Origin of the sequence: Streptomyces sp. NPDC102462 (assembly GCF_044765425.1) — a bacterium.
GTDB lineage: Bacteria > Actinomycetota > Actinomycetes > Streptomycetales > Streptomycetaceae > Streptomyces.
The window spans coordinates 1-15,114 of record NZ_JBIWKB010000106.1 but is presented as its reverse complement, the minus strand read 5'-3'; the positions used below and the strand labels follow the sequence as shown (position 1 = coordinate 15,114).

Here is a 15,114-nt window from a genome sequence, read left to right as displayed (position 1 = left end):
CAACAGGACCCTAGACAAGTCCCATCGTTGCAGGTCAGGAGCACTCTCCGTTTATTTGATCAAGACGTGGACGAGCACGCCATGAAAGCGCGAGGCTAGTCGGGTCGGGGCCGGATCGTGGTGCTCACGGCGGGACAGAGCGTGGTCAGCTCGAAGCAGATCTGGAGGGCCTGCCCCGTCGCGGTAGGGGCGGCAACGTGCAGCGCGATGCGCTCGCCGGGGTTTCTTCCAGGGCTCGCAGGAGCAGTTCCTAGACCGTCACACGGGTGGTGACCTCGCCCAGTGACGCGCGCATCAGCCGATAGTAGGGGAACTCCTCGGGCAGCAAACGGCAATGCCGGTCCTCCCGGTCGGCCACGCGGAGCCGGATCACCCCCTGCCAGCACCCGTACACAGGGGCGGTCGGTAGTAGCGGCGCGAGGTTGTGCCATGTGTTAGCCTCACGTGTTTGCGTGGTCGTCGCGGTGGGCGATTCTGCCCGTTCCGTTCGGCTTGTGCGTGGGCTGTTCAAACCTGCCGGGCCTTCCTCGGTACGTTCCCTTGCGGAAGGCTGTTTATGAAGCATCCCAATGACTCCGGCATCGCTCACGGCAGTCCCGCCCAGCCCGGGGCAACGACCCCGGCGCTGCTCCCGGCCGTCACCTTCGCCGGTCTGGAACTGCCGACGCAGGTGCTGCGGACACTGAGCGAACTCGGGGTGCGCGAACCCTTTCCGATCCAGGCCGCCACACTGCCCGATGCCCTGGAGGGGCGCGACATCCTGGGACGCGGGCGCACCGGATCAGGCAAGACGCTCGCCTTCGGCCTGCCGCTGCTGACACGTACAGCCGGGCGGCGTGCCGAACCGAAGCAGCCCCTCGCTCTGATCCTTGTGCCCACCCGGGAGCTGGCCCAACAGGTCACCCAGGCGCTGGCGCCGTACGCCGAGGCACTGCGGCTGCGGATCGCCACGGTCGTCGGCGGAACGTCGATCGGCCGGCAGGTCACCGCGCTGCGCCAGGGAGCCGAGGTGGTCGTCGCCACCCCCGGACGCCTGCACGACCTGATCGAGCGCAACGCCTGCCGCCTGGGACGGGTGAGAATCACCGTGCTGGACGAGGCCGACCAGATGTGCGACTTGGGATTCCTGCCGCAGGTTGCCGACGTGCTCGACCAGGTGCACCCCGACGGTCAGCGGATGCTCTTCTCGGCCACTCTCGATCGCGACGTCGATCAACTGGTCCGCCGCTACCTGCACGACCCCGTCGTCCACTCGGTCGACCCGACCGCGGGCACGGTCACGACGATGGAGCACCACGTTCTGGTCGTCCACGGCCCTGACCGCTACGCCGTCACTACGGAAATCGCCGCCCGCGACGGCCGCGTACTGCTGTTCCTCGACACCAAGCACGCCGTCGACCAGCTCACCCGGCATCTGCGGGCCAGCGGGGTGCACGCCGGGGCCCTGCACAGCGGCAAGTCCCAGCCACAGCGCACACGGACCCTGGCGCAGTTCAAGAACAGCCAGATCACCGTTCTGGTGGCGACCAATGTCGCGGCCCGTGGCCTGCACGTCGACGACCTCGATCTCGTGGTCAACGTCGATCCGCCCACCGACGTCAAGGACTATGTGCACCGGGCGGGCCGCACCGCCCGCGCCGGTGGGTCCGGCAGCGTGGTCACGCTTGTGCTGGCGGGCCAGCGCCGCGAGACGAGCCGCATGATGGCCGGGGCCGGCATCGAGCCGACCGTCACCAAGGTGCGCTCGGGTGAGGCGGAGCTGAGCCGGATCACCGGCGCCAGGACTCCTTCCGGGATCCCGCTCGACGGCGGGCCGGCCGTCCCCCGCCCCAAGAACACCAACGCTCCCTTCCGCGGCCTCGGCACCAGCAAGGGCACCTCGCGCGGCGCCGGCGGCAAGTCCCGAAAGGCCGGCGAGGCCCGCAAGCTCGCCGAGGCCCGCAGGGCCGCCCTCGTGCGTCGCAATGGCTGAGAGCCGTTGCCCTGGCAGCCTGGCCACGGGATCGACAACCCTCGGCCCGGGCCGAAGCCGTCCTGTGCGCCTCACCTACGAAGTCAACGCCTTTGGCCGCGAGAGGGATACCCGCCGAAACGGAGCAGGATGACGTTGCCGGCGCCTCGCACTGGGCCCAGCATGACAAGCTGTGCTTGCCCACCCCCGAACCCAGGAGGTCACCATGACCGCAGAGCCCGCATCTACGGAAGGTTCGGAGCCGGCTGCCCCGGAGACATCCCCTCTGGAGCCGGACAGCGACGGCAACTACGACCTCAAGCGCAAGTTCCGCGAAGCCCTGGCGCGCAAGCGCGGTGCGCAGGCGGAGGCCGCTGATATTGCCGCCAAGTCCGATGCGTCGAAGGTGCGTTCGGCGCACGGCCCGGCCGCGAGTCAGCGGTCGTTCAGGCGCAAGAGCGGCGGCTGAGCCGATGAGTCCCGCGATCTAGCCGCTTCACCGGCACTCGCGCTATCCACTCGCGCGTCCCGTTCAGTGGCCCGCGACGTGCGCATGCGCATGCGCACGTCGCGGGCGGGGCCCCGGCGGACTCGCCTGGGGGAGTGGCCCAGATACGGTTGGCTCGGGTCGGTGGCGCCGCCGAACTGGAGGCATCCGCGTGGCAAGGACATTCGTTCCCCGTCCTGCTACGGCTGATCGACGCACAGTCGGTCGCGTTCCCGGCAGCGGTCGCCTTCGTACCCAGCCACGCCGTGCAGGTGCCGACCTGCCCCGAGTGGACGCTGTCCGATCTGGTGCGACATCTGGGCGGGGTGCACCGCCGACATGTCACCGGTTCCTCCCGCGGCTTCGGCCGCGAGTTCGCGCAGGCGGCCCTGGAGCGCGGCGACAGGGCCGTCGGCCGCAACACCGAATCCCTCGCGGACCTGCCGGCCGCCCACGGCGAGGCGATCCGCCTCGCCGAGCCCGGCGGCTTCGCCACCGTCCGGTCCGGGCGTGCCCGGCCTCGATGCTCGCGGGGCCGCCACCGGAACCGCGGACCGTGCTGCCGGGCTGCGGCTCAGGCGTCGATGATGACGGGGATGATGAGGGGCTTGCGGCGGTGGGCGCGGAACGCCCAGTTCGCCACGGCGCGGGCGAGGAGCTGTTCGAGTTGGCGCGCGTCCCCGACGCCCTCCTCGGCTGCGGTGGCCAGGGTCTTCTCGATGACGGGGATGACCGGCTCGAAGGTGGTCTCGTCGTGGACGAAACCGCGGGCCAGGAAGTCGGGGGCCTCGGCGAGGGCGCCGGTGTCCGCGTCGACGATCGCCACCACCGTGACCACGCCTTCGGCGGCGAGGGTGAGGCGATCCTTGAGCGACGCTTCCGTGGCGCCGCCGACTTCCATGCCGTCCACGTAGACGTTGCCGGCGGGGACCTTGCCGGTGATGGACGCGCGCCCGTCGACGAGGTCAACGACGACGCCATCCTCGGCGATGACGACCCGGTCGGGGTCGACACCGGTACGGATGGCGAGGTCGCCGTTGGCCCGCAGATGGCGCCATTCGCCGTGCACGGGCATGACGTTGCGGGGCTTGACGATGTTGTAGCAGTAAACGAGTTCGCCGGCGCTGGCGTGCCCGGAGACGTGCACCTTGGCGTTGCCCTTGTGGACCACGTGGGCGCCCCACCGCGTGAGTCCGTTGATCACCCGGTAGATGGCGTTCTCGTTGCCGGGGATGAGGGAACTGGCGAGCAGGACGGTGTCGCCCTTGCCAATGCGGATCATGTGGTCGCGGTTGGCCATCCGTGACAGCGCGGCCATCGGTTCGCCCTGGGAGCCGGTGCACACCAGAGTGATCTTGTGGTCCGGGAGCTTCTCCAGCTCCTTCGTGCTCACGACCAGACCGGAGGAGACCTTCAGATAGCCCAGGTCACGGGCGATGCCCATGTTGCGGACCATCGACCGGCCGACGAAGGCGACCTTGCGGCCGTGCTGGTGGGCGGCGTCCAGTACCTGCTGGATGCGGTGCACATGGCTGGCGAAGCTGGAGACGATGACCCGGCGCGGCGCGGTGCGCATCACCTGCTCGATCGCCGGGTTCAGCTCACGCTCGGAGGTGGTGAAGCCGGGTACTTCGGCGTTGGTGGAGTCGGTGAGGAACAGGTCCACGCCCTCCTCGCCGAGGCGGGCGAAGGCGCGCAGATCGGTGATGCGGTCGTCGAGAGGGAACTGGTCCATCTTGAAGTCGCCGGTGTGCAGCACCATCCCGGCCTCGGTGCGGATCGCGACCGCGAGGCTGTCGGGGATGGAGTGGTTGACCGCCACGAACTCGCAGTCGAAGGGTCCGAGGCCGCGCCGGTTTCCCTCCCGCACCCGCACCGTGCGCGGCCGGATGCCGTGTTCCTTGAGTTTGGCCTCCAGGAACGCCAGCGTCAGCTTGGAGCCGACGACTGGAATGTCGGACCGCTCGCGCAGCAGGTACGGCACGCCGCCGATGTGGTCCTCGTGGCCGTGGGTGAGGACCACGGCCACGATGTCGTCCAGCCGGTCCCGGATCGAGGTGAAGTCCGGCAGGATCACGTCCACGCCGGGCTGGGTCTCCTCGGGGAACAGCACGCCGCAGTCGACGATGAGCAGCTTGCCGGCGTGCTCGAAGACGGTCATGTTGCGGCCGATCTCACCCAGGCCGCCCAGGGCGGTGACCCGCAGCCCTCCTTCGGGAAGGGGCGGGGCGGCTTTCAGTTCGGGGTGCGGATGACTCATACCCTGACGGTACCCGGAGAGCGGGACGGGGTGATCCATTGCCTGTGTGATCTCCGCGCGGAGACGACGCGCCGGCGGCTTGGATGACGGACTGGCGGCACGGACCACCTCCGCTCGCGCGGAGACGACGAAGGCGGGGGCTGAGTCGTGCCGTCGATGAACGGACCACCTCCGCTTGAGCGGAGGTGAACCGATCCACCCCAACATGGTCACCAAGCTGGCCAAGTCCTCTCCGCGTGAGCGGAGGTGAACCGCTGCGCGCGCAGCGAGCCCGGAGGCCGCATGTCCTCTCCGCGTGAGCGGAGGTGAACCACCACCCCCGGCGGCTTCCGACGCACCCACCGCGTCCTCTCCGTGTGAGCGGAGGTGAACCGGACCTCCGCCATGCCGGCATTTCCTTCTGGTTGGCCTCCGGTGTTGACCCTGCCGAGTGTGCGCGTCGCGCAGGGCAGAGCATTCAGGTCCTCTTCCGTTACTACGCCAAGTTCCTGGCCGAGACGCAGAACCACGCCAACGCCCTGATCGAAGACTCCATGAAGCGGTGGGAGGAGCCGGGGGACGACGGTCGGAGCCGCGTGGCCGGGTCTTGGCCCGGAAAATGCCGTGAAGGGCGCCTGGTGGGGGTCTTGCCTGGTCAGGCGCCCTTTTGTTGGGGCTAGAAGAAGCCCAGTTTCTTCGGGGCGTATGACACCAGGAGGTTTTTCGTCTGTTGGTAGTGCTCCAGCATCATCCTGTGTGTCTCGCGGCCGATCCCGGACTGCTTGTAGCCGCCGAAGGCCGCGTGTGCCGGGTAGGTGTGGTAGCAGTTGGTCCAGACGCGGCCCGCCTGGATGGCGCGGCCCGCCCGGTACGCGGTGTTGACGTCACGCGTCCACACGCCCGCCCCGAGGCCGTACAGCGTGTCGTTGGCGATCTTGATGGCGTCGTCGAAGTCGTCGAAGGAGGCGACCGAGACCACCGGTCCGAAGATCTCCTCCTGGAAGATCCGCATGCGGTTGTCGCCCTCGAAGATGGTCGGCTGGACGTAGTACCCGCCCTTCAACTCGCCGTCGTGCTCGATGCGTTCGCCGCCGGTGAGCACCCTTGCGCCCTCCTGCCGGCCGATGTCCAGATAGGAGAGGATCTTCTCCAGCTGGTCGTTGGAGGCCTGCGCGCCGATCATCGTGTCGGTGTCCAGCGGGTGGCCGGGCCTGATCTGCCGGGTGCGCTCGACCGCCGCGTCGAGGAACTCGGCGTAGTGGCCCCGCTGGATCAGGGCCCGGGACGGGCAGGTGCAGACCTCGCCCTGGTTGAGCGCGAACATCGTGAAGCCTTCGAGCGCCTTGTCGCGGAAGTCGTCGTCCCGCGCCCACACGTCGTCGAAGAAGATGTTGGGCGACTTGCCGCCGAGTTCCAGCGTGACCGGCTTGATGTTCTCGGAGGCGTACTGCATGATCAGCCGCCCCGTCGTGGTCTCGCCGGTGAACGCCACCTTCGCCACCCGCGGGCTGGACGCGAGGGGCTTGCCCGCCTCCACACCGAAACCGTTGACGATGTTCACCACACCCGGCGGCAGCAGGTCCGCGACCAGGCTCATCCAGTAGTGGATCGACGCCGGGGTCTGCTCGGCCGGCTTGATGACCACGGCATTGCCCGCGGCGAGCGCAGGCGCGAGTTTCCACGTCGCCATCAGGATCGGGAAGTTCCACGGGATGATCTGCGCCACGACACCCAACGGCTCATGGAAGTGGTAGGCGACCGTGTCGTCGTCCAACTCGCCCAGCGAGCCCTCCTGCGCCCGGATCGCCCCCGCGAAGTAGCGGAAGTGGTCGATGGCGAGCGGAATGTCGGCCGCCAGCGTCTCACGCACCGGCTTGCCGTTCTCCCAGCTCTCGGCCACCGCCAGCTGTTCGAGCGAGGCCTCCATACGGGCGGCGATCTTGAGCAGGATGCCGGCCCGCTCCATCACCGACGTACGGCCCCAGGCGGGCGCGGCCGCGTGCGCCGCGTCCAGCGCTCGCTCCACGTCCTCCGCGGTGCCGCGCGCCACCTCGGTGAACGGCTGTCCGTTCACCGGCGACGGGTTCTCGAAGTACTGCCCGCGCGCCGGCGGGACGTACGCACCGCCGATGAAGTGGTCGTAGCGCGCCTGGTAGGAGACGATCGCGCCCTCGGTGCCGGGCGCCGCGTAACGGGTCATCCTGGTCTGCCTCCGGTGAAGCGCTGCCCGCCGTTGGGCAGCTCGCGCGGCCGAGGCTAGGGACGGGTACGTTGCAACCACGTTGCGCGGCCGGTCGGGGCGCCGGCCGGCGTGATGGCCGCGGCGGGCGGTGCCGCCAGCTCCGACTCCAGTTCCGCAAGACGCGCCCGCACCGCCGCCGTCGGCCGCACTGCGGCGAGCGCCCGCCACACCTCCAGGTCGTCCTCGCCCCAGGGCGCGTGCGCCCACTCGGCCAGCAGATCGGGGTCACGGCGGGCGATCAGCGCCGCGCGCAGCCCGTCGGCCAGGCGCCGTCTGAGCCGTACCACGGCCGGTGCCTGCGAGCCGGGCAGCAGCGGACCGGAGTACGCGGCCGCGGCCGCCGTGACCGCGCCCGCCGCCAGCCGCCGCTCCACCACGGCGACGTCGGACTCCACCAAGGCCGTCAGCCGGTACGGCCGCGACGCCAGCAGCCCCGGACCGAGCAGCCTGCGCAGCCTGGCCAGTTCGGCGCGCAGGGTCACCGGCGTCACCGACTCGTCCTCGTACAGCGCGCACCGCAACTCGTCGCCGGTCAGGCCCTCCGGGTGGCGGGCCAGCAGCACCAGCAACTCGCTGTGCCGACGGCCGAGGACGATCCGACGCCCGTCCAGCAGGAGCCGCGCCTCGTCGCGGCCCAGCGCGGTCAGGCCGGCCGCCTCTCCCGTGGGCCGCGGCGGGGCGAGCAGCGCGAGCTGGGACTCGGCGGCCCGCGCCACCGCCTGTACGAACCCCAGGCTGTGCGGATGCGCCAGCCCGTCACCGCCGGTGATGTCCACCGCCCCGAGCACCCGGCCGGTGCGCGGATCGTGCACCGGTGCCGCCGCGCAGGTCCACGGCTGCACCTGCCGGATGAAGTGCTCGGCCGCGAAGACCTGCACCGGCCGGCCGATGGCGACGGCCGTGCCCGGCGCGTTGGTCCCGACGGCGCTCTCCGACCAGAGCGCACCCGGCACGAAGTTCATCCGGTCCGCTCTGCGCCGGGTCGCCGGATGGCCCTCGACCCACAGCAGCCTGCCGTGCGCGTCGCACACCGCGAGCAGATGCTCGCCGTCCGCCGCGAACGTGCCCATCAGCTCTCTGAACAGCGGCATGACCTGCGCCAGCGGGTGCTCCGCACGGTAGGCGCCGAGGTCGCCGTCCGTCAGTTCCACGTTGGCGCTGCCGTCGGGGCCCACGCCCGCCCGTGCGGAACGCCGCCACGAGTCCGCCACCACCGACCGCACCGGACGCGGCACCGTGCCGGCCGTGGTGAACGTCTCGTGCGCGCGGCGCAGCACACGGACGCGTTCGACGGGGTCGGCCCCCGGCTCCAGGGCCACCCATGGATCGGTCACCTCGGCCTCCCCGGACGGCGATGCGGTAGGGGACATCGTCACTCGGGAGGTGGGCGCGGACAACAGTTTCGACCGCTCTCACCCGAACGATGGGCGACGGCGTGCGCCGGGCGCACAAGGTGCGACGGGGCCTCGGCGAACACCCGGCGGAGCACCGCGCCGGACGGTGGGACCGGTCAGATGAGGTTCACGAGTCTGATGTAGCGGACCCAGTCCCAGTTGGGCCCCGGATCGGTGTGGTCGGTCCCGGGCACCTCGACATGCCCGAGGATGTGCGCCCGGTCCTTGGGGATGCCGTATCTCTCGCAGATCGCCGCCGTCAGCCTCGCCGACTGCGTGTACATCGCGTCGGTGAAGTAGGCGGGTTGATCCACCCAGCCCTCGTGCTCGATGCCGATGCTGCGGGTGTTGTAGTCCCAGTTCCCCGCGTGCCAGGCGATGTCGGCCTCGCGGACGCACTGCGCCACATGCCCGTCCGCGGAACGGACCACATAGTGCGCCGACACCTTCTTCTGCGGGTTCTGAAAGATGGACAGGGTGCTTGCATACGTCTCCTGGGTGACGTGGACGATCACGCGGTCCACGGGATAGGCGCTGGGACGGCTGGACGCCGTGTAGTTGGAGGTGCTGGCCGGCTGCCACTCGGCGTACGGGTAGTCGACGGCCTGGGTCTGCGCGCCGGCGCGCGCGCCGGGAAGCACCGCATAGGGCACCGCGGCGAGCGCCGCGCCCTTCAGGATCCGTCGTCTGCTGGGCAGCGGTCGGGACCGGTCCATGGTCGATTCGCCTTTCGGTGTGGGGGGATTCGGGAACTGCCGTGGCGAGGTCAGGCGCGCAGTGCTTTCGCCCTCTCGCGCAGCCGTGCGTGTATGCCGCGGTGGGTCTCGCGGGCGGGTAGCCACTCTTTGCGGAGCTTCGCCACGCACGTGTAGTCGGTGTCGCACACATTGGCCAACGGCGAACCGCCCGCCCGGGTCGCGAACTGGTAGGCGTCCGACTCGGTGAATCCGCGGTCGCGCACCAGCCACCGCACGAGGTCCGGCTGGCTGCTGAATTCCCCCGACATCAGTGAACCCCCTCGTCCCCCTCGTCACCGTTGCGCGCCCGCGGTCCCGGTCGGTCCGGTGCCCGGCTGCGTCTCACGTGAATTACGGTACGGCGCTGGCGGGTTGGGCAGAAGGTCGGCGTGTGAATCGGTGGACGAGAGCGGAACTGTGGACAACGCCGCCACGCGGTCGGGCGAATCGGCTCCGGATGCTGGACGACTGCCCTGTCTCTGTGACAGTGCTGTGACCGGACGAGTGGTCCCGGTCACAGCACACCGTGGTCGGATCCTGGTCGACTCGGCGGATGCGTGCCACGTCACTCCCGCCGCTCGCCGCCGTCGCCGCCGCGTTGCTCCTGACGGCCTGCGGCAGCCAGGTGCCGGCTCGGTCCTCCGGTGAGCCGAGCCGTCCTTCGTGCGTTACCGGCTCACCGCCGAAGCCGATCGGGACGGGCGTAAGCGGCGGACCGGAGACGGACGGCGTCACGCTCATCGACGTCGGTGGCCCGACCGGTGACTGCGCGGTGTTCCAGGTCACCAACCACCACGACAGACCCTTCCGTTACACCCTCACCTTCCGGTTCCGGCCGCACGACGGTGCGCCGCCGGTGGACGCGTCACGAGTCCTGGCGTCCGTCGCGCCCAAGGCCACCGTGACGGGCACGGTCGCCATGCCGGCGCCGCCGGCGGGCACGGTCGGCACGGCGCAGGCGGAGGCCCAGGTGGAGGTGGCCAAGGTGCGCAGCGTCCCCACCGACGAGGCACCGGCACCAGGCGGACCCTGCCCCTCGTCCGGGGTGCGTGTGTACGCGGACGAGGGCGACGCCGCCATGGGACTTCGCGTGGTGAGCCTGCGCCTGGAGAACTGCGGCACGGACACGTACCACATCGAGGGTTACCCCCGGCTGAGCGTGCTCGACGACGCCCACCGGACGGTGGAGGGGCTGCGGATCCCGCATGACGGCTCCTCCGTCGCCGGCAGCACGGGAGCCGACGGGCCGCCCGGTCCGCTGGCCCTGAAGCCGGGCGAGGGCGCGCACGCCGGACTGGTGTGGCGCAACACGGTGCTCTCCGGAACCCCGGTGAACGCCCCTTATGTGCGGGTGTGGGCGAAGCCGGGCGCCGCGCCGGTGATGGTGACACCGGAACTGGACCTGGGCACGACCGGGAAGCTCGCCGTCGGGCCGTGGAAGAGGACCGGGCGTCCGTGACCACCCGGCAGGCCGGGCCGCGCGCGTCCAGGGTCCCGACACCTCTCCCGTGATCACCCGGCAGGCCGGGCCGCGCGCGTCCAGGGTCCCGACGCCCGCTCCCGTGACCACCCGGCAGGCCGCGCCGCACACGGCCGAGGTCCCAACACCCTTCCCGGCCGTCAGACGGGAACGCCCTCCCGCAGGTATGCGAGGGTCCCGGTCATCGCCGCCGCGTGCAGGGCGGTCAGCGCGGGAAGTAGGGCGGCGAGCGGTGTGCGCGTCAACTCGCCGAGGGTGAACAGCCCGTGCCGGTCGTGTTCGGAGCTGAGCCGGATTCCCGCGTCCTCGGCGAGGATCCCCCCGTCGAAGAAGCAGTCGAGGACCGGGCCCGTGCCGAGCACGTCCGCCCGGTGGTCGACGCCGATCAGCTGGGGCACCGGGCCGAGTTCGAGGCCCGTCTCCTCCCGCATCTCCCGCCGCGCCGCCGTCCACGGGTCCTCGCCGTGATCGAGCATCCCGCCCGGCAGCCACCAGGTCCCGGCGGTCGGCTGCCCGGGCCCGTAGCGCAGCAGCAGGAGGCGGCCCCGTCCGTCCCGCATCACCACGCACGACGCGAGGAGCGTCCGCGGCTGGGACTCGATCCACTGCTCACGGGGCACCCAGTCCGCCACGCCCGCCTCCCGGTCTCGCACGCCGCATGTCTTCCACCCGCGGCCGCCGGACAATCCGGTTGCCCGGCCCCGAACGTTCCTGCGAGGGTCTGCGCCATGCCCGCCTTCACCGCGCCCGACGGCACCCGACTGGCCTACCACGTCTTCGGCGACGGTCCACCGCTGGTCTGTCTGCCGGGCGGCCCGATGCAGGGCTCCGCGTACCTCGGCGAGTTGGGCGGCCTGTCCGCCCGCCGGCGGCTCGTCCTGCTGGACCTGCGTGGCACCGGAGCGTCGCAGGTGCCGGACGACGAGGACTCGTACCGCTGCGACCGCCTCGTCGCGGACGTGGAGGCGCTGCGCGAGCACCTCGGGCTCGACCGGATGGATCTGCTGGGGCATTCGGCGGGCGCGAACCTCGCCGTGCGCTACCTGGAGCGCCACCTGGGGCGTGTCGGCAGACTCGCGCTGATCACCCCGAGCGTCATGGCCGTCGGCATCACGATCGGTGGCGACCTCCGCCGCGACACGGCGGCGCTGCGCGCGGGCGAACCCTGGTACCCGGCCGCCCGCGCGGCCCTCGAAGAGATCGTCGCGGGCCGGGCGACCGCCGACTTGTGGCGGGTCGTCGCGCCCTTCGCCTACGGCCGTTGGGACGAGGCGGCGCAACAACACCGGGCCGCCGAGGAGCGGCAGCGCAACGACGCGGCCGCCGCCGTCTTCACCGCGGACGGTGCCTTCGACCCGGACACCACCCGAGCGGCACTCGCCGCCTTCGCACAGCCGGTGCTGCTGCTGGCCGGCGAGTTCGACCTCAACTCCCCGCCGGGCGCGCTGGCCGAGTACGTGGCGTTGTTCCGGGACGCCCGGTTCACCGTGCAGCCGGGCGCCGGCCACTTCCCCTGGCTCGACGACGCCGAGCACTTCGCGGGCGCGGTCGGGGCGTTCCTCGGCTGAGGCGCCCCGGCCGTCAGGCGACGTGTTCGGCCACCGTGGCCGGATCGTCCAGGACGGCCCGCACCACGGAGTGCGCGGCCCCGAGCAGCGGCCCCTCGGAGCCGAGCCGTGACACCGACACGGGACAGGGCGGCCCCGCCGTGCGGTCCGCCAGTTCCCCCGCCAGCGACGGCAGGAGCCAGGGCGAGAGCCCGGCCAGTGCGCCGCCCAGCACCACGGACTGCGGATCGAGCAGGTTCACCGCCCCGGTCAGGGCGATGCCGAGCGCCGTACCGGCGTCGTGCAGGGCCCGTCGTACGCCCTCGTGCCCCTCGTCGGCGCGCCGGGCGAGCAACCCGACCAGATCCTCACCGGGCAAAAGCCCGGCCGCGCGCAGGACCGCCTCCTCACCGGCGTACTGTTCGAGGCATCCGCGCCCGCCGCACGGGCAGCGCGGGCCGTCCGGGCGGACCGGGACATGGCCCAGCTCGCCCGCGAAGCCACGGGTGCCGCGCAGCAGCCGCCCGTCCACGACGACCGCGGCACCGATGCCGATCTCGGCCGACACATGCAGGAAGTCCCGCGGGGTGCCCGCGCCCAGCCAGAGTTCCGCGAGCGCGCCGAAGTTGGCCTCGTTGTCCACGGTCAGCGGCAGACCGACGGGCAGCAGGGCGCCGAGGTCGGTGTCCCGCCAGTCGAGGTTCGGGGCGCGCACGACCGTGCGGGCATCGCGCGCCACCAGGCCGGGTACGGCGACCGCGAGCCCGGCGGGCCACAGGCCCGCCGGCTCCGCCTGGGCGACGACCCGGCGCACCAGGGCGGCGAGTTCGTCGAGCACCGGCTCTGCGGCACGGCCCCGGTTGGCGCCGTGCCGCACGGCACGCGCGCGTACCTCGCCGCGCAGGTCGACCGCGCACACCGCGAGGTGGTCGACGCCGACCTCCGCGCCGATCCCGGCCGGGCCTCGGTCGCTGACGGCGAGCGCCGATCCCGGGCGGCCCACCCGGCCGGGCCGTTCGGGGCCCAGTTCCTCCAGCAGCCCCCAACGGGTCAGCTCCTCCACGAGGGTCGACACCGCGGCCCGGGTCAGCCCGATGCGCGAGGCGACCGCCGCCCGCGAGAGCGGCCCCTCGGCGCTGACTGCGTGCATCACCCTGGCCAGGTTGCGACGGCGCATGCCCTGCTGGGTGTCCGACAGTCGGCCGGAACGGGACGGGCCCTCGTGCGGCGGTGCGGTCATGCCTGCGTCGATCCTCGCTCCGTGTCCCTCAGCGGTCTTCCGGCGCGGCGCCGGTCACGGGGTGTCCGTCCCCCGGGCCAGCAGCGGGGCCGCGTCGGAGAGTACCCCGGAGATCCGGGCCAGCGTCGCCTCGTCCCGCTCCACCGGGTCCAGCACCGGACCCGCGGCGGTGTTCCAGCGGCGGGCGACCGCGGCCGGGTCCTCGCCGGTCAGCAGCCCGGCCGCCTGGGCCGCCGCGCCGAGCGCGACCAGTTCCCTGGCCTCGGGCACCTGCACGGGCCGCCCCGACAGCCGCCGTACCGTCTGCTGCCACGCCGTGCCGCGGGCGCCGCCGCCGATCAGCAGCAGGGGTGTGCTCCGGTCGGCGTCCTCGTCGAGCACCAGGTCGAGGGCGCCGAGCAGCGCGTGGACGGCACCGTCGTACGCGGCCTGCAGGAGCTGCCCCGCCGTCGTGTCGTGGCGCAGGCCGTGCAGCAGTCCCGAGGCGTTCGGCAGGTTCGGGGTGCGCTCGCCGTCCAGGTAGGGCAGCAGGGTGACGGCGGTGCCGGGTTCGACCGCCTCCCGGTCCAGGCCCAGCAGCGCGGCGATGCGGTCGACGGCGAGGGTGCAGTTCAGGGTGCAGGCCAGCGGCAGCCAGTCGCCGTGCGCGTCGGCGAAGCCCGCGACCGTGCCGGTCGGGTCGGCGGGGCGGTGCGTGGACACCGCGTACACGGTGCCGGACGTGCCGAGGCTCAGCACCGGAGTGCCGGGGCGCAGCCCGAGGCCGAGCGCTGCGGCGGCGTTGTCCCCGGTGCCGGGCGCCACCAGGGTGCCCTTGGAGAACGGCAGGTCGTGGCTGTCGCGCACGGTGCCCGCCACCTCGCCTGGCCGGACCACGCGGGGCAGCAGCGCCGGGTCGAGCCCCACATGGGCGAGGGTCTCCTCGTCGTACGTCTCGGTGCCGGACGCCCACCAGCCGGTTCCGGAGGCGTCGCCGCGGTCGGTGGTGCCCTGACCGGTGAGGCGCTCGGTGAGGTAGTCGTGGGGCAGGCGCACCGCCTTGGTGGCGCGGACCGCCTCCGGCTCGTGCTCGGCCAGCCAGGCCCACTTGGTGACCGTGAAGGACACCCCGGGCACGCTGCCGGTGCGCTCCGCCCAGGCCTTCGGGCCGCCCAGCTCCTCCACGAGGCGGCGGGCCTGCGGCGCCGAGCGCACGTCGTTCCACAGCAGGGCCGGCCGGACCGGCTCTCCCGCGCCGTCCAGGGTGACCAGGCCGTGCTGCTGGCCGCCGATCGACACCGCGGCGGCCTCGCGCGCCGCGTCGCCGCACTGGCGCAGGGCCTCGCACAGGGCCTGCCACCACTGGCGCGGGTCGCTCTCCCGGCCCGCGCCGGAGGTGACGGTGTGCGGCGCCTGGCCGCTCGCCACGACCCGGCCGGTGGCCAGGTCGACGACCAGCGCCTTGGTGGACTGGGTGGATGTGTCCACGCCGACGACGAGCGGACCATCGGCTGCTGACATCGGGCTCTCCCTTTTCCGCGGCTCGCGGGGATCTGACCTGGTCTTCTCGGGTGTGTCCTGGCGGTGATGTCCGGGGGGCGACCGGGCGTCACCCCTTTGGAGACATCTTCTCCCTTCCCAGGGCTGCGACCGCATACTAATTTGTAAATCGCCATGACGAAATAGTCGCAAGCGAGCAAGGAGCCGCGGCATGAGCTACCAGCCCACCCCTGAGGACAGGTTCACCTTCGGCCTGTGGACCGTCGGCTGGCAGGGCCGGGACCCGTTCGGGGACGCCACCCGCCGGGCCCTGGACCC

At 72.0% G+C, this 15,114-nt stretch carries 12 protein-coding genes and 1 pseudogene; 4 read left to right on the top strand and 9 right to left on the bottom strand.

The features are described from left to right. Window positions 1-250: 250 nt before the first annotated feature. Complete coding sequence (locus ACIRFL_RS42340) at window positions 251-373, bottom strand: hypothetical protein (RefSeq protein ID WP_404040688.1); 123 nt, start codon at window positions 371-373, stop codon at window positions 251-253. A 183-nt stretch (window positions 374-556) separates the two neighbouring features. On the opposite strand from ACIRFL_RS42340, the gene ACIRFL_RS42335 reads away from it, so the two are divergent. Both ACIRFL_RS42335 and ACIRFL_RS42330 read left to right on the top strand, forming a co-directional pair. Beyond that, window positions 557-1,972 carry a DEAD/DEAH box helicase gene (locus tag ACIRFL_RS42335; RefSeq protein ID WP_404040686.1) on the top strand — a complete coding sequence of 472 codons (1,416 nt, stop codon included), beginning with the start codon at window positions 557-559 and terminating at the stop codon, window positions 1,970-1,972. A gap of 205 nt (window positions 1,973-2,177) precedes the next feature. Next, a complete protein-coding gene (locus tag ACIRFL_RS42330; RefSeq protein WP_404040683.1) occupies window positions 2,178-2,420 on the top strand; it encodes a DUF5302 domain-containing protein in 243 nt (80 codons plus the stop codon). 592 nt (window positions 2,421-3,012) lie between these two features. Here the strand turns inward: ACIRFL_RS42330 and ACIRFL_RS42325 are convergent. From ACIRFL_RS42325 to ACIRFL_RS42305, 5 genes and pseudogenes are all read right to left on the bottom strand, one after another. After that, entirely contained in the window at window positions 3,013-4,698 is a 1,686-nt protein-coding gene (locus ACIRFL_RS42325) for a ribonuclease J (protein ID WP_404040680.1), read from the bottom strand. A gap of 655 nt (window positions 4,699-5,353) precedes the next feature. After that, on the bottom strand, window positions 5,354-6,877 hold the full coding sequence (locus ACIRFL_RS42320; RefSeq protein WP_404040677.1) for an aldehyde dehydrogenase family protein: 1,524 nt from the start codon (window positions 6,875-6,877) through the stop codon (window positions 5,354-5,356). A 56-nt stretch (window positions 6,878-6,933) separates the two neighbouring features. Continuing rightward, window positions 6,934-8,253 (bottom strand): GAF domain-containing protein, encoded by a 1,320-nt coding sequence (locus ACIRFL_RS42315; protein ID WP_404040674.1) that lies wholly within the window; start codon window positions 8,251-8,253, stop codon window positions 6,934-6,936. 176 nt (window positions 8,254-8,429) lie between these two features. Continuing rightward, on the bottom strand, window positions 8,430-9,029 hold the full coding sequence (locus ACIRFL_RS42310; RefSeq protein WP_404040671.1) for an N-acetylmuramoyl-L-alanine amidase: 600 nt from the start codon (window positions 9,027-9,029) through the stop codon (window positions 8,430-8,432). 50 nt (window positions 9,030-9,079) lie between these two features. Beyond that, window positions 9,080-9,301: pseudogene (locus ACIRFL_RS42305) on the bottom strand (acetamidase); the annotation flags it as partial. 302 nt (window positions 9,302-9,603) lie between these two features. Here ACIRFL_RS42305 and ACIRFL_RS42300 point away from each other — a divergent pair. Further along, window positions 9,604-10,509, top strand: coding sequence for a DUF4232 domain-containing protein (locus ACIRFL_RS42300; protein ID WP_404040668.1), 906 nt, complete (start codon window positions 9,604-9,606; stop codon window positions 10,507-10,509). A 161-nt stretch (window positions 10,510-10,670) separates the two neighbouring features. On the opposite strand, the gene ACIRFL_RS42295 is transcribed toward ACIRFL_RS42300, so the two are convergent. Then, complete coding sequence (locus ACIRFL_RS42295) at window positions 10,671-11,183, bottom strand: NUDIX hydrolase (RefSeq protein ID WP_404040666.1); 513 nt, start codon at window positions 11,181-11,183, stop codon at window positions 10,671-10,673. Between the two features lie 75 nt (window positions 11,184-11,258). Here ACIRFL_RS42295 and ACIRFL_RS42290 point away from each other — a divergent pair, with 75 nt between their 5' ends. Beyond that, the gene (locus ACIRFL_RS42290) at window positions 11,259-12,098 is read left to right on the top strand and encodes an alpha/beta fold hydrolase (protein WP_404040663.1); all 840 of its coding nucleotides are present in this window, start codon (window positions 11,259-11,261) and stop codon (window positions 12,096-12,098) included. Window positions 12,099-12,111: 13 nt separating this feature from the next. Here ACIRFL_RS42290 and ACIRFL_RS42285 read toward each other — a convergent pair whose 3' ends face one another. After that, on the bottom strand, window positions 12,112-13,317 hold the full coding sequence (locus ACIRFL_RS42285; protein WP_404040660.1) for an ROK family protein: 1,206 nt from the start codon (window positions 13,315-13,317) through the stop codon (window positions 12,112-12,114). Between the two features lie 54 nt (window positions 13,318-13,371). Then, a complete protein-coding gene (xylB, locus tag ACIRFL_RS42280) occupies window positions 13,372-14,817 on the bottom strand; it encodes a xylulokinase (protein WP_404040657.1) in 1,446 nt (481 codons plus the stop codon). Window positions 14,818-15,114: the final 297 nt, after the last annotated feature.